Source organism: Achromobacter sp. JUb104 (assembly GCF_024806975.1).
GTDB classification, from domain to species: Bacteria; Pseudomonadota; Gammaproteobacteria; order Burkholderiales; family Burkholderiaceae_B; genus Achromobacter; species Achromobacter spanius.
Map to the genome: position 1 here is coordinate 200,082 of NZ_JANUEY010000003.1, position 14,688 is coordinate 214,769.

Annotated in this window: 13 protein-coding genes; 4 read left to right on the plus strand and 9 right to left on the minus strand. The window is 65.5% G+C overall.

The window, feature by feature from the left end; all coding sequences use genetic code 11:
• Window positions 1–2: 2 nt before the first annotated feature.
• The 4 genes from M2361_RS21450 to M2361_RS21465 all read right to left on the minus strand — a co-directional run bounded on the left by M2361_RS21450 (window position 3) and on the right by M2361_RS21465 (window position 4,873).
• Window positions 3–1,025, minus strand: coding sequence for a putative 2-aminoethylphosphonate ABC transporter substrate-binding protein (locus tag M2361_RS21450; RefSeq protein ID WP_259251698.1), 1,023 nt, complete (start codon window positions 1,023–1,025; stop codon window positions 3–5).
• A gap of 139 nt (window positions 1,026–1,164) precedes the next feature.
• Entirely contained in the window at window positions 1,165–1,995 is an 831-nt protein-coding gene (gene phnX, locus M2361_RS21455; protein ID WP_259251699.1) for a phosphonoacetaldehyde hydrolase, read from the minus strand.
• A gap of 15 nt (window positions 1,996–2,010) precedes the next feature.
• Window positions 2,011–3,792, minus strand: a complete 1,782-nt coding sequence (locus tag M2361_RS21460; RefSeq protein WP_259251700.1) for a putative 2-aminoethylphosphonate ABC transporter permease subunit — start codon at window positions 3,790–3,792, stop codon at window positions 2,011–2,013.
• A 7-nt stretch (window positions 3,793–3,799) separates the two neighbouring features.
• Window positions 3,800–4,873: a putative 2-aminoethylphosphonate ABC transporter ATP-binding protein gene (locus M2361_RS21465; protein WP_259251702.1), complete on the minus strand. Its 1,074-nt coding sequence runs from the start codon at window positions 4,871–4,873 to the stop codon at window positions 3,800–3,802.
• 145 nt (window positions 4,874–5,018) lie between these two features.
• Between M2361_RS21465 and M2361_RS21470 the strand changes: the two genes are divergently transcribed.
• Window positions 5,019–5,882, plus strand: a complete 864-nt coding sequence (locus tag M2361_RS21470; RefSeq protein ID WP_259252637.1) for a LysR family transcriptional regulator — start codon at window positions 5,019–5,021, stop codon at window positions 5,880–5,882.
• A 52-nt stretch (window positions 5,883–5,934) separates the two neighbouring features.
• Window positions 5,935–6,504: a phosphonate degradation HD-domain oxygenase gene (locus M2361_RS21475; RefSeq protein ID WP_100857135.1), complete on the plus strand. Its 570-nt coding sequence runs from the start codon at window positions 5,935–5,937 to the stop codon at window positions 6,502–6,504.
• A 124-nt stretch (window positions 6,505–6,628) separates the two neighbouring features.
• Here the strand turns inward: M2361_RS21475 and M2361_RS21480 are convergent, their stop codons facing one another.
• Both M2361_RS21480 and M2361_RS21485 read right to left on the minus strand, forming a co-directional pair.
• Complete coding sequence (locus M2361_RS21480) at window positions 6,629–7,555, minus strand: sulfurtransferase (protein ID WP_259251704.1); 927 nt, start codon at window positions 7,553–7,555, stop codon at window positions 6,629–6,631.
• A gap of 30 nt (window positions 7,556–7,585) precedes the next feature.
• Complete coding sequence (locus tag M2361_RS21485; protein ID WP_259251705.1) at window positions 7,586–8,440, minus strand: DMT family transporter; 855 nt, start codon at window positions 8,438–8,440, stop codon at window positions 7,586–7,588.
• A 153-nt stretch (window positions 8,441–8,593) separates the two neighbouring features.
• Here M2361_RS21485 and htpX point away from each other — a divergent pair, with 153 nt between their 5' ends.
• On the plus strand, window positions 8,594–9,475 hold the full coding sequence (gene htpX, locus M2361_RS21490; RefSeq protein WP_100857138.1) for a protease HtpX: 882 nt from the start codon (window positions 8,594–8,596) through the stop codon (window positions 9,473–9,475).
• Between the two features lie 84 nt (window positions 9,476–9,559).
• Here htpX and M2361_RS21495 read toward each other — a convergent pair whose 3' ends face one another.
• Window positions 9,560–10,951: an L-serine ammonia-lyase gene (locus tag M2361_RS21495; protein WP_259251706.1), complete on the minus strand. Its 1,392-nt coding sequence runs from the start codon at window positions 10,949–10,951 to the stop codon at window positions 9,560–9,562.
• Between the two features lie 175 nt (window positions 10,952–11,126).
• On the opposite strand from M2361_RS21495, the gene M2361_RS21500 reads away from it, so the two are divergent.
• Window positions 11,127–12,788, plus strand: a complete 1,662-nt coding sequence (locus M2361_RS21500; RefSeq protein WP_100857140.1) for a Na/Pi cotransporter family protein — start codon at window positions 11,127–11,129, stop codon at window positions 12,786–12,788.
• Between the two features lie 81 nt (window positions 12,789–12,869).
• On the opposite strand, the gene M2361_RS21505 is transcribed toward M2361_RS21500, so the two are convergent.
• Window positions 12,870–13,658 carry a dienelactone hydrolase family protein gene (locus M2361_RS21505; RefSeq protein ID WP_259251707.1) on the minus strand — a complete coding sequence of 263 codons (789 nt, stop codon included), beginning with the start codon at window positions 13,656–13,658 and terminating at the stop codon, window positions 12,870–12,872.
• 76 nt (window positions 13,659–13,734) lie between these two features.
• The gene (locus M2361_RS21510) at window positions 13,735–14,574 is read right to left on the minus strand and encodes a ZIP family metal transporter (protein WP_100857142.1); all 840 of its coding nucleotides are present in this window, start codon (window positions 14,572–14,574) and stop codon (window positions 13,735–13,737) included.
• Window positions 14,575–14,688 lie beyond the last annotated feature (114 nt).

Genomic DNA, 14,688 nt, shown 5'->3' on the forward strand with positions numbered 1-14,688 from the left:
CCTTACTTCTTCTTCGGCTCGGACTTGCCGTCGTAGCGGCGGGTCCACTCGGCGATGATGCGTTCACGGTTCGTGGCGGCCCACACGAAGTCGTTCTTGATCATGCGCTTGGTCAGGTCAGCCGGCAGGTTCGGGTTGGCCGTGGCGATGGACGGAATCGCCAGCACCGCGAAGTTGGCCTTGTACAGTTCGTTGGCTTCGCGGCTGGCCGAGAAGTCAGCCAGCTTGCGGGCGGCTTCCAGGTTCTTCGTACCCTTCATGATGGCGGTCGCTTCCACTTCCCAGCCCAGGCCTTCCGACGGGAACACGGCTTCGACCGGCGCGCCATCGGCCTTCAGCTTGGCCGCGCGGTAGTCGAACGACACGCCGATCGGGAACTCACCCGCGGCCGCCATGTTGCACGGCTTGGAGCCCGAGTGCGTGTACGAGCCAATGTTCTTGTGCAGGGCATCCATATAGGCCCAGCCCTTCTCTTCGCCAAAAATCTGCAGCCAGGCGCTGACGTCCAAGAAGCCCGTGCCCGAGGACGCCGGGTTCGGCATGACGATCTTGCCGGCGTAGACCGGCTTGGTCAGGTCTTGCCACGAGGTCGGCTTGGGCAGCTTTTGCTTTTCGGCTTCGATGGTGTTGAAGCAGATGGCGGCGGCATAGCCGTCCATGCCGACCCACGACGGCTCAGCCTTGGCGTCGCGCATGTTCGCGGCGATCTGGTCAAGACCCTTCGGGGCGTAGGGTTGCAGCATGCCTTCCTTGTCCATCAGGCCCAGCGCCGTGCCCGCCAAGCCCCAGATCACGTCCGCCTTGGGGTTGCTCTTTTCCGCCAGCAGCTTGGCGGCGATGATGCCCGTGGAATCGCGAACCCACTGGATCTTGATGTCGGGGTTGGCTTTTTCAAACGCGGCTTGATAGACCTTGATCTGGTCGGCTTCGAGCGCGGTGTAGACCGTCAGCGTGGTCTCGGCAGAGGCGGCGCCCATCATGCCCGTCAGGGCGGTGACCAGGGCAAGCAGCTTGTAGCGATTCATGAGGAACTCCGTGAATGAGCGGAAAAAAGGGTGAAGGTCGCCGCCACGGTCGGACGATGCCGGCCGCGGTCGCGATAAAAAAAAGCAGGGTTAAGTCCGGCTACGCCGGGCGGAAGGTATTCAGGCTGATGGCTTTAGCTCAGGGTCGATCGCCTCGCGCCAGACGGGCTTCGATGTCGGAAATCACGGCGGGCAGGTCGGCCACCGTGTCGATCAGGTAATGCGGGTGGGCGGACGACAGCTCCGCGCGTGCCTCGACGCGCGCGCGCTCGCGGCCGTTCTCATCCAGGCTCAGGTATTCGTCCAGCGTCAGGCCGGCGGCGTTGCCCGACAACAAGAGCCCCACCGTCCACATGCCGGCGCGCCGCCCTTCCTCGATACCGGGCGCGGTGTCGTCGACCTTGATGCAGCCGGCCACATCGGACAGCCCCAGTTCGACCACGTTTTTCAAGGCCATCGCAGGCGCCGGACGGGCGCGCGGCACATCGTCGCTGGCCACGATGCAGTCCGGCTCCAAACCCTCGGACGCCGCGCGCTCGACCACCCGGCGCATGACGCTGTCGGGGTAGCCCGAGCACGAGCCGATCTTCAAGCCGTGTTGGCGCAGCGCGCGCAGCAATTCGGCCGCGCCCGGAATGGCCGCTGAATACTGCGCCACCTTCTCCAGTTGCATCGGCAGGAAGCGGTCGTAGATGGCGGTGACGTCGTCATCGGAAGGCAAGCGGCCGAACTGGGCCTGATACTGGCTGGCGATGGCGGGCTGATCGCACAGGGCGCGGATGTGGTCCCACTTGCCCATGCCCATGGGGCCACGGGCTTCTTTCAGCGACACATCCATGCCGAACTGCGAGAAGGCGTCCACGAACACCTTGGTGGGCGCAAACGAACCAAAGTCGACCAGCGTGCCGGCCCAGTCAAAGATGACGGCTTCCAGTTGGACGGGCAAGGTTGAAACAGTCATGAGGGTCATCCTAGAAATAAGCGTTCAAAGAGCCATGGGGCGGCGCCATGCCTGGCTGCGCGCAACCAGCGCGCGGCTTGCCAGATGCAGCAGCAGGGCCGCCGTGGCGGAACTGGCCATGATCACCGTGCACATGGCGGCGGCCGGGCCGATGAAGCCGGCGTCGTCCATGTTGAGCACGGCGACGGCGGCCAGCACCGTGGACGGGCTGTACAGGAACACCACGGCCGACACGGTCGTCATGGCGGAAACAAAGAGGTAGCGAGCAACGTCCAGCGCGGCGGGCAGGCACATGGGCAAGGTCACGCGCAGGAACGTCGTCATGCGCGGCACCTTCAACGACGCCGAAGCGGCTTCGAACTCGGGATCCAGGGCGTTCAAGGCGGTGGCCGCCGTCAGATGCGCGCTGGTGTAGAAGTGGACCACCGTGCACAGGACCAGCAGCGGCATCGTGCCGTACAGCAGGTTCAGCGGGTTCATCAGGCTGTTGAAGAAGAAGATGTAGCCCAACCCCAGCACCAGGCCGGGCACGGCCATCGGCATCAAGGCCAGCATGCTGACCGTGGCGCGCAGGCTGCGCGCCACTGAGCCGCGCGCCGGCACCTTTTCCATCATCCAGGCGCCCACAAACACCACGGCCGTGCCGATCACTGCGGTCCAAAGCGCCAGTTGCAGGCTGTTGCGCCAGGCCAGCCAGCCGCCGCCGTCCATGTTGTCGAAGTCGTAGGAACGCAGCGACATCGACAGGTTGTACGGCCACATCTTCACGAACGAGGCCCAGACGGCCACGCCGATGATCAGCAGCAGAAAGCCCGCCAGCACCCCGGCCAGCGCCAGGAACGCGGCATCGCGGCGTCGGTTGGCGCCCGCCGCGTAAGGCTGGGCGCGGCCGCTCATCTGCGCACCTTGGCGGGCACGCAGCCGGCGGTCCAGCACAAAGGTCAGCAAGGCGGGCAGCAACAGCAGGATGCCGATGGCCGCGCCCTTGGGAAAGTTCTGCTGCCCGACCACCGCCTTGTAGGCTTCCATGGCCAGCACGTTGTAGTCGCCGCCCACCACTTTGGGGACGCCGAAATCGGTGACGGTCAGCGTGAACACCACGCAGCAGGCCGAGAACACGGCGTAGCGCGTGCCGGGCAAGGTCACGGTCAGGAAGGTGCGCCACGGGCCCGCGCCCATGGCACGCGCCGCGTCGTACAGCCGGCCGTCGGCCAGCGTCAGGCCGGTCAGCAGAATCATCAGCGCATGCGGAAACGTGTAGAAGGCCTCGCCCACCACAATGCCCCAGAAGCCATAGATGGTGGCGCCGCCCGTCAGGCCCTTGAGCAGCCCCTGGTTGCCCAGCAGATAGACCAGCGCAATGCCCGGCAACAGCGACGGCGCCAGCAAAGGCAGCAAGGCAATGGTGCGCAGCAGGCCCTTGCCCGGCAAGCGGGTGCGGGTCAGGCCGTAGGCGAAGCCATAGGCGCAGGGCACCACCAGCAGCATCGTCACCACGCCCACGGTCAGGCTGCGCCCGACCATGGCAAGAAAGCCATCCGCGCCGATGATGCCGGAGACCACCGACAGGCCGGCCCAGGCGCCGTCGCTATCGGTCACGGCCTTGGCCAGGATGGCCAGCAGCGGCAATGCCAGGAACAGCACCAGAAACAGCACCAGCGCGCCCTGCCCCGCCGTCAGGCCCAGCGCGCCTATCCACGCGGGCATGGGGCGGCGGCCCAGAGCGGGCGCGGTCGGCGCGGGGGTGGTGGTCGAGGCGGGGGCCGGGGCGGGGGCCAGTTCGGCCACGGAAGGCGATCCAGTCATGGCGGAATCAAGCGTAGGCGCGAATCGCATGGCGCGGCAGCTCCACCCAGCAACGGCTGGCGGCGTGAGGGCCCAACAGGGCGTCTCCGATTTCAGGGGACACGATGGAATGCACGGTGGAACCGGGCACGCCTTCCAGGCGCAAGGCCAGGCGATAGCCCCGGCCCAGGAATACGCCGTCCAGCACGTCGGCCAACATTGAATTGGGTTCTTCCGAGCGCGCCATGCTGACGCGCACCGCTTCGGGGCGCACGAACAGCTTGCCGGACTTGCCGTCCAGCGCCTCGTCCACGGCCAGTTCCTGGCGGCCGACGCGGGCGCGATGGGTATCGACGCGTTCGAACGGCAGCCAGTTCGCCTCGCCCACGAAATCGGCGATAAAGGCCGATGCCGGCTGGCGGTAGAGTTCGCGCGGCGTTCCGAATTGTTCAATGACGCCGCCGTTCATGACGGCGATGCGGTCGGCCATCACCATGGCCTCTTCCTGGTCATGCGTCACCATCAGCGTCGTGATGGACAGACGTTTTTGCAACGCGCGCAATTCAATCCGCAGATGCTCGCGCACCCGGGCGTCCAGCGCCGACATCGGCTCATCCAGCAACAACAGTGACGGGGATGGCGCCAATGCGCGCGCCAGCGCTACACGCTGCTGCTGCCCGCCGGAAATCTGCCCGGGGTATTTGTCCGCGGCCCCAGTCAGGCCGACCAGACTCAGCATTTCCTCGACGCGGTTGGCGACGTGGTTGCGGTGGGCGCGCTTGCCGCTCAAGCCATACGCCACGTTCTGGGCCACGGTCAGGTTGGGAAACAGCGCGTAGGACTGGAACAGGATGCCGTAGTCGCGCTCTTGGGGCTCGGCGTAAGAAATATCGCGGCCCGACAGCACGATTGCACCGCTGTCCTGGCGTTCCAGGCCGGCGATGGCGCGCAGCAACGTGGTCTTGCCGCAGCCGGACGGGCCCAGCAGGCACACCAGTTCTCCGGCGCGGATATCCAGCGAGACGTCGGCCAGCGCGGTGTGGCTGCCAAAACGCTTGACCAGATTTCGAACTGTGAGGAAGGCGCTATCGGGTTGGGGCATGCTGCCTCCAGATTGGAACGAAGCCAGTATGGAAGGCGCGTATTGAGCGTTTATGACACTTCGCGCAAATGCAGTAATAAAAACATCAAATTATTTTGGTGTACTGGCGGTCTTGCGCATTGCGTCCCTTTCCCGCCCCCTCATCGTGCTTGTCGCCGAACTCAAATCCTTCTACGCCGTGGCCCGCTGCGGCACCGTCACCAAGGCCGCCGCCCAACTGGGTGTCAGCCAACCGACCGTGACGGGGCAGTTGCGTCAACTGGAATCGCGCTACGGCATCGAACTGTTCCACCGGCAGGGCCGGGGCATGCGCTTGTCGGATGCGGGACACAACCTGATGCCCATGGTGGAAAAGCTGGTGCAGCAGGAAACCGAGATCGATTTCCGCCTGCGCGACGCCAGCGACCTGCGCGAAGGCAATCTGCGCATTGGCGCGACCGGCCCCTTCTACATCATGGATACGGTGCGCCGGTACAACCAGCGCTACCCGGGCATCGACCTGGCCGTCACCATCGGAAATTCGCAGTCGATGCTGCAAGCGCTGCACGACTACCGGATCGAGATTGCCACGTCTTCCTTTCTGATGGATGACAAGCACCTGTACCGCAGGATGATCGCGGCCGACCCGATCCGCGTGGTCACCCATCGCGACCATCCGCTGGCGCGGCGCGGGCAGGTTCGGCTGGCCGATCTGGCCGACCACGCCTTGCTGCTGCGCGAGCCCGGCTCCATGACGCGCCAGTTGACCGAAGACGCGCTGGCGGCGGCGGGCGTCACCGTGCGCCGCACGCTGGAGATCGGCAGCCGGGAATCCATCCGGCAGGCGATTCTGTGCGGCTTGGGGATCAGCCTGATCCCCTCGCGTGAAATCCCGTCGCACCCCGACCTGGCGGCCTTGGACATCCAGGGGGCCGAGATCGTGATGCACGAATACCTGTACTGCCTGCGCGAGCGCCAACCGGTGCAGTTGATCGCGCGCTTTCTGGAGATGGCGCCGGCAGCCGGCTGACCGTCAGGTCACTGCCCGCCCCCTCCCCCTTGCGGCCACTCAGGAGACAACCATGGCCTTGACCTTGCAAGACATCGAACAGATTTTCCTGGAACGCGGACACCGTTCCTACCATGGCGAGTCCGTCAGCCATTTGCGGCATGCGCTGCAAACGGCATCGCTGGCGGAACGCCATGGCGCCAACGCTTCGCTCATCACCGCCTGCCTGTTGCATGATCTGGGCCACCTGATCGCCGACCGTCCGGGCACCCCCACGCTGCGCGGCGTCGACGACAAGCACCAGTATTTCGTGCTGCCGTTCCTGCGCGGACTGTTCAGTTCGGCCGTGCTGGACCCGATCCGCCTGCACGTGGAAGCCAAGCGCTACCTTTGCTATGTCGAGCCGCAATACGAAGCGTCGTTGTCGGAGGATTCCAAGCGCAGCCTGGCGCTGCAAGGCGGCAGTTTCGATGCCGGCCAGGCGGTGGATTTCGCCAGCATGCCGGGCGCGCCTGACGCGATCCGCCTACGCCGCTGGGACGATATGGCCAAAGTGCCGGGGCTGGCCACGCCCCCGCTGGACCACTTCCTGGAGATCGCGGAAAGCGTGTCCGGGCGGGTCAAGCTGGCGGCGATCTGGTAGCGCGGGCGGAATAGTCCGGCACGGGCCGCAGGAAGAATAGCCCGGCAGGAGCCGCAGGGGGATCGCATCGGAGACGAAAAAAAACCAGGGTGCGAACCCTGGCTTTTTTGTGCGCCGCTGCGCCTCAGGCGCCCTTGGCTACCGGGCGCGACGGGTCGCTGCACCACTCGCTCCACGAGCCCGGGTACAGCCGCGAGCCGGACAGGCCCGCGATTTCCATGGCCAGCAGGTTGTGGCAGGCGGTGATGCCCGAGCCGCACTGGTGCACGATGGCGCCAGGGTCGCGGCCGCCAAGCAAGCCGTCGAATTCGGCGCGCAGTTGCTCGGCGGACTTGAAGCTTCCGTCGGCTTGCAGGTTTTCACCGTTCGGGCGGTTCAGGGCGCCCGGGATGTGGCCGGCCACCGGATCCATCGGTTCGACTTCGCCGCGATAGCGGTTGGCGGCGCGCGCGTCGATCACGGTAAAGGCGGGCCGATCGATATTGTCCAGCACGGCCTGCGCATCAACCGATGCGACCAGCGGCGCGCCGGGCTCGACGGGCTGGCCGGCTTGCACGGCCGGCGCGGGATCGGTCGTGGTCGGCAGCCCGGCGGCCACCCAGGCCTGCCAGCCGCCGTCCAACACCACCACGCGCTCATGGCCCAGCCAGCGCAGCATCCACCAAAGGTGGGCCGCGTACATACCGCCGCTGGCGTCATAGGCCACGACCAGCGTTTGCGGCGTCACGCCATGGGCGGCCATCAGTGCGCCCAGCTCGGCGCGCGAGGGCAGCGGATGACGGCCGTTCTTGCCGGTGCGCGGCGCGGCCAGTTCGGTTTCGTGGTCCAGGTGACGAGCGCCGGGGATGTGGCCGGCGTCATACGCCTGGCGGCCCGCGGCGTGGTTGGTCAGGTCGTGACGCACGTCGAAGACGCGCACGTCGCCTACGCGCATGTCGCCTACGCGCACGTCGCCTACGCGCACGTCGCCTACGCGCACGTTGGAAGCGTCAGGCCCGGAAGCCCCAAGCCGACCCGCCAGATCGGCGGCGGAAATCAGTGTCATCGTCATTCGGTGTGCTCCTGTCTAGCGGGTGTCCCGTCAGGCCGGTTTGGGGTCGCGCATGGTGCGCCACACCGACAGCAGGCCCGCGGAGATGATCAAGCCCATGCCGGCCCAGGCCAGACCATCCAGGTGGTCGCCCCAAAAACCCATGCCCAGCAAGGCCGCGAAAATAATGGTGCTGTATTGCAGCGCCGCCGTCAGCAGCGCCGAGCCCACGCCAAAGGCCCGGGTCATGGCAAGCTGGCCGAACATGCCCGCCACGCCCACGCCCACCAGCGACGCATAGCCCTGCCAGTCCGCCGTGCCCCAGCCTTCGAACCACAGCCCGACAACGCTGGACACGCAGACCGCCACGGAAAAGAACAGCACGGTGCGCCACTCGGGTTCGCCGATCCGGCCCAGTTGGCGGATCTGCAGCATGGCGATTGCCGACATGGCGCCCGCCCCCATTCCCATCAGCGCCGCCAGCCATTGGTCTTCATTGATGCTGGGCCGCAGCACGGCGATCACGCCCAGGAAACCCAAGGCCACGGCGATGATGCGCACGGCGTCGCGCTGCGCGCCGCCCCAGCCCAGCATCCAACAGGCAATGAAAAGAGGCGCGGTGTAGTTCAGGCTGGTCGCGGTGGCCAGCGGCAGGTGCGAGATGGCGAAGAACCCCAGCCACATCGACGTCACGCCGGACAGGTTGCGCCACAGGTGCAGCTTCCAACTGGTCGGAACGATGGATTGGCGGCCGGCGCGCGCCCACAGCAGCAAGAGAAGAACGGAAGGCAGCCCACGAAAAAGCACGATCTGGGGCAACGAGGCGCCGTGTTCGGTGCCGAACTTCACGAACGACCCCATGATGGCGAACATGGCGGACGCCAACAACATCCAGAGAGCCTGCATTGGGGTTCTGCGCTAAGGGAAAAGTGGGGAGAACTAGGGGAAAGCGATACTATACTCTTCGCCATCGGGAGCGGTGCCGGCGAGTCGGGGAACTGGCGGGCCGCCGTCATGTCGAACCCCGGTATTTCCCGCTCGCAGAGGAACACAAAAAACATGAAACGCATTGTCTTGTTCGTCATCACCAACTTGGCCGTCATGCTCGTGCTGTCGGCCACGCTGCGCATCCTGGGCGTAGACCGCTACATCACCGCCAACGGCCTTAACCTCAACGCGCTGCTGATCTTCTCGGTGGTGGTGGGTTTCACGGGCGCGATCATCTCGCTCTTGATCAGCAAGCCGATGGCCAAGTGGAGCACCGGCGCCCAAGTGCTGGATCCGAACGCGCCGCGCAACCAGCGCGAAGCATGGCTCGTCGACACCGTGCACCAGTTGGCTGACCGCGCCGGCATCGGCCGCCCGGAAGTCGCCATCTATGAAGGCGCGCCCAATGCGTTCGCCACCGGCGCGTTCAAGAACGACTCGCTGGTCGCCGTGTCGACCGGCCTGCTGGAAAGCATGAGCGAAGAGGAAGTTGCGGCGGTGCTGGCGCACGAAGTGGCCCACATCGCCAATGGCGACATGGTCACGCTGACCTTGATCCAGGGCGTTGTGAACACCTTCGTCGTGTTCCTGGCTCGCGTGGTCGGCTACTTCATCGACCGCGTGGTTTTCAAGAACGAACGCGGCATCGGTCCGGGCTACTACATCACCGTGCTGGTCTGTGAAATCATCTTCGGCGTGCTGGCCTCGATCATCGTGGCCTGGTTCTCGCGCCAGCGCGAATACCGCGCCGACGCCGGCTCGGCCCAACTGATGGGCGCGCGCGAACCGATGATCCGCGCGCTGGCCCGCCTGGGTGGCCTGGAGCCGGGCGATCTGCCCAAGTCCTTTGAAGCCTCGGGCATCACCGGCCGTGGCGGCCTGGCGGCCATGTTCGCCTCGCACCCGCCGATCCCGTCGCGCATCGCCGCGTTGCAAAACGCCCGCGTGGTCTGACCCCCGCGGATTGCCAGGCAGAAAAAAGTCCCTCAGCCGAGGGACTTTTCTTTTGCAGGGTCGGCTGGGGTATCCCCCCGCCCATCAGCACTCGACGATGTTCACCGCCAGGCCGCCGCGCGCGGTTTCCTTGTACTTCGTCTTCATGTCGGCCCCGGTTTCGCGCATGGTCTTGATGACCGAATCCAGCGACACATAGTGCTGGCCGTCACCGCGCAGGGCCATCCGGGCCGCGTTCACGGCTTTGATGGACGCCATGGCATTGCGCTCGATACAGGGAATTTGCACCAGCCCGCCCACGGGGTCGCAGGTCAGGCCCAGGTTGTGTTCCATGCCGATTTCGGCGGCGTTTTCAACCTGCTCCACCGAACCGCCCAGCGCCGCGGCCAACCCGCCCGCGGCCATCGAGCAGGCCACGCCCACTTCGCCCTGACAGCCCACTTCGGCCCCCGACAAGGACGCGTTGTACTTGTACAGCAAGCCGATCGCCGCGGCGGTAAGCAGGAAGTCCCGCACGCCGTCGTGGTTGGCGCCGGGCACGAAACGGTCGTAATAATGCAGCACTGCGGGAATGATGCCCGCCGCGCCGTTGGTGGGCGCCGTGACGACCCGGCCGCCGGCGGCGTTTTCTTCGTTGACCGCCATGGCGTACAGGTTGACCCAGTCCATGACCGACAGCGGGTCCGACAAGGTACGTTCGGCGCGTTGGGTCAGATTGCGGTAAAGCTCGGGCGCCCGGCGGCGTACCCGCAGCGGGCCGGGCAGTACGCCGTCGGCTTCCGGGTAATTGATACCGCAACCGCGCGCCACGCAGTCCTGCATCACTTGCCAAATGCGGTCCAGCCCGCTGTGCGTGTCCGCCGCCTCACGCCAGGTAAGTTCGTTCTGCATCATCAACTGCGCCACCGTCAGACCGTTCTCGCGGCACATGGTCAAGAGTTCGCGGCCGGAACGGAACGGATATGGCAGTTGGTTGTGGGCGGCGATGACCTGGCTATTGGACGCGCCCGCCGTCACCACGAAGCCGCCACCGACCGACAGGTAGCGCGATTCGCGCAACGACTCGCCGTTGGCGTCGATAGCGTGGAATTTCATGCCGTTGGGGTGCTCGGCCATGGCTTCGCGCCGGTAGAACACCATGTGCTCTTTTTCGATGAACGCAACGGGGTAGCGGCCAAGCAGCGGCAGTTGGCGGCTGGCGCGCACCGAGGCGATCATGCCTTCAATGGCGGCCGGGTCCACCGTGTCGGGCGCCTCGCCCATCAACCCCAGCAGCACGCCCTTGTCGGTGCCGTGCCCCTTGCCGGTGGCGCCCAACGAACCGTAGAGTTCGGCGCGCACATGCGCCACCCGAGGAATCAGGCCGTCGCGTTCCAGGCCTTGCGCGAACAGCAAGGCGGCCCGCATCGGCCCCACCGTATGGGAACTAGACGGGCCTATGCCAATCTTGAACAGATCAAATACGGAAACGGCCACGCCACACACTCCAATACATCAACGAATAGTCAGGCAATGATACGCGCTGGCAACACCGCGCGCAGGAAACCTGGCCAGCGTATGCTGTATCGCTGCCGCGGGTTTCGCCGCCCCGGCAGGCATGCGATCATTACAGAATTATTACTTGTCATAAAAAGAACGGGAACACCCCTGGATGTCTGGTCTTATCACCCTGCTTGACTTCGCCGGCTACGTCGCCCTGCTCCTTTGGGGCGTGCACATGGTCCAAACCGGTGTCCAGCGCGCCTTCGGCGCCGCCCTGGGCGCGGCGTTGGGCCGAGCCCTGGGCACCCGCTTGCGTGCTTTCGCGGCGGGCTTGGGCATCACCGCCGCCTTGCAAAGCAGCACGGCCACGGGCCTGATGATTACCGGCTTCGCGGCGGGCGGCGTGGTGGGCTTGGTGCCGGCACTGGCCGCCATGCTGGGCGCCAACGTCGGCACCACGCTGATCGTGCAACTGCTGTCGTTCGACCTGACCTCGCTTGCCCCCATTCTTATTCTTGCCGGCGTCTGGATGTTTCGCCGCTACCCGCCCGGCCGCACGCGCGACCTGGGCCGGGTATTCATCGGCCTGGGGCTGTTGTTGCTGTCTCTGCATCAGTTGGTCGAGCTTTTCGAGCCGTTCCAGACGGCCCCCATGCTGGGCATGATCCTGGACGCGCTGGCCACCCAGCCGGTGGCGGCCGTGCTGCTGTCGGCCGCGTTCACCTGGGCCGCGCACTCCAGCGTGGCAGTGGTGGTGCTGGTAATGTCCCTGGCAAGCCATCACATGGTGGCGCCCCACGTGGCTTTCGCGCTGGTGCTGGGCGCCAACCTGGGCACCGCCATCAACCCCATGATCGAAGGCGTGACAGGCGACGACCCCGCCGCGCGCCGCCTGCCCTTGGGCAACCTGCTGACCCGGGTGCTGGGCGTGCTGGCCGGGCTGATCCTGCTGCCGGTGCTGCAACCGCTGATGAGCGACATGGCAAGCGACCCGGCACGCGCCGTCGCCAATTTCCACACGCTGTTCAACGCGGTCATCGCCCTGCTGTTCCTGCCGCTGCTGACACCCTACGCGGCGCTCTTGACCCGTTGGTTGCCCAAACGGGCCGATCCCAACGACCCGTCTCGCCCCCAGTACCTGGATGAATGGGCCCATGACGTACCGGCCGTGGCGCTGGGCAACGCGGCGCGCGAAGCCCTGCGCATGGCCGACATGCTGCAAACCTTGCTGCTGTACGCGCGCGCAGGTTTCAAGCGCGACAACCGCCACCGCATGGTGCAGGCGCGCCAGTTGGACGCCGCGCTGGACAAGCTGGAAAACGCCATCACCACCTACCTGGCCACGCTGGACCAGGAAAACATGACGCGCGACGACGTCCAGCGCATGGATGACATTCTGGCCTTCGCCAGCAACATCGGCCATGCGGGCGACATTGCCCATCACGGGCTGCTGAGCCATGTGGCCAAGCTGCGCAAGCAAGGTTGGATGTTTTCACCCGAGCAACGCGCCAGTCTGGACGACACGCTGGGCCAATTGATTGCCAACCAGCGTCAGGCCGCCGCGCTCTTCGTCAACGACGACCTGCGTCAGGCGCGCGCCCTGGCTGGTGAAAAGGCGCGCTTTCGCACGATCGAGATTCAAGCGGCCGACACGCACTTGCAGAAGATCAAGTCGGGCGAGGTGGACGCCGCCGAAGTCGGCGCGCTGTACCTGGATATCCTGCGCGATATGAAGGGCATCAACTCGCACCTGGTGGGCGCCGCCGCATATCCGCTCTTGGCCCGCCACGGGGAATTGTTGCCCAGCCGCTTAAGGGAAGCGGGCAACTAAGCCGGTAATTAAGCTGGCAACCAAGCGGGCAATTAAGCGGATGACAGCGCGGGAAACACAAGCCCCACCGCGCCTATCGGTTTACAGGTAGCGCTGGAACCACGCCAGCATGCGAGTCCAGCCATCCTTGGCGGCCTCGGGCTTGTAGCTGGCGCGGTAATCCGCCAGGAAGGCATGGTCGGCGTCCGGGTACACCACGAACTCCGATTGCTTGGCCGCAGCGTTGCCAGCCGCCAGCTTCGTCTTCATGGTCTCGATGTCGGCCAGCGGAATGCTGGCGTCCAGGGCGCCGTACAGGCCCAGCACCGGCGCGTGCAGGTCGTTGACCACGTCGAACGCCACGCGCTTGATCAGCGGGCCATGGCCCACGCTCAGCTTGCCGTACCAGGCCACCGCCGCCTTGACGTCGGGGTTGTGCGCGGCGTACATCCACGTCAGGCGGCCGCCCCAGCAAAAGCCGGTAATGGCCACGCGCTTGGCGTCGCCGCCGTTGTCCGCGGCCCAGGCCACGCTGGCGTCCAGGTCAGCAAACACCTGCTCGTCGGGCACCTTGCTGACGATCTCGGCGATGAGCTTGGGAATATCGGTATAGGTAGAGGCGTCGCCCTGACGCTCGTACAGATTGGCGGCAACCGCCAGATAACCGGCCTTGGCGATGCGGCGGCAAAGATCCTTGATGTGCTCGTGCACGCCAAAAATCTCTTGCACCACCAGCACGACAGGCAAGTCGCGGCGCCCTTGAGGCGCGGCGTAATACGCGGCAATGGAGCCATCAGCCACGGGCAGCTTGAAATCCCCGTGGACCAGGCCTTCGGTGTCAGTGTGAATGACGGTAGGGGCGACGTTGCCGGCGGCAGCGGAAAAACTCATGGCGGACTCCTGTGTAGGGGGTGGACATAGAGGCGTCCCGTCCGCGCGCGCCCTGGTGCAAGTAGGCGAGCCCTGCCTAGTGCGAGTGGCCGTGCTCGGCATGGGGAGCGCCGTGGCCGGCGTCGGCCCCGTGCTCGTGCCCATGGTGCATCACGGTTGTCACGCTGTAGATCAGCGCCACGCCCACACCCACCAGCAATAATTGCGGGACGGCATCCGAAAGGGACACCCGTTCATGCATCTGCGGCATCAGGTCAGCCACCGAGATATACAGGAAGCTGCTGGCGGCAACCACCAAGACATACGGCACCCAGTCCTGCGCCTGCTGCAGCACAAAGTACCCTATTATGCCGCCCACGGCTGAACACAAGCTGGTGAACAGGATCAGGGAAAAGGCGCGGCGGCGCGCCAGCCCGGCGTTCAGCAACACGACGAAATCGCTTAGCTTGTGCGGCACTTCATGCACGATGATCGACGCCGCGGTCAACACCCCCAACAACGGGTCGGTCAGGAAAGCCGCCGCCACCAGGATGCCGTCGCACAGGTTGTGCAAAGAGCTTCCGATCAGGATAAGCACGCCCCCGCGCCCGGCTTCGTGGTGATCGTGGCCTTTGTGATGATGGTGCCCGTCGCCCTCGTGGTGATGGCTATGGCGCAGCAGCGCAATCTTCTCCAGCACGAAAAAGCCGATCAGTGACGCCAGCATCAAGCCAAAGAGCGTATGCGCATCGGCCACGCCCCCTTCGAAAGCCTCGGGCAACAAATGCAGCAGCGCCACCGACAGCAGCACGCCCACCGATAGGCTGACCATGTGGTGCAGGTACTGGGCGAAGACCTTGTAGGCCAGCCAACTGGCAACAAGGACGGCGATCAGCCCGCCGGTAACGGTGGCAAGAAGTACCCAGAGCAGCAACATGTGGGGGGACGCAATAGAGGCGGGGAGGAAGCGCAACATTATATTGTTGCAATCCTGAAATCGGAAATGGGCCGCCCGAGGACGGCCCACCAGGTGCACGGGGACAGAACAGCG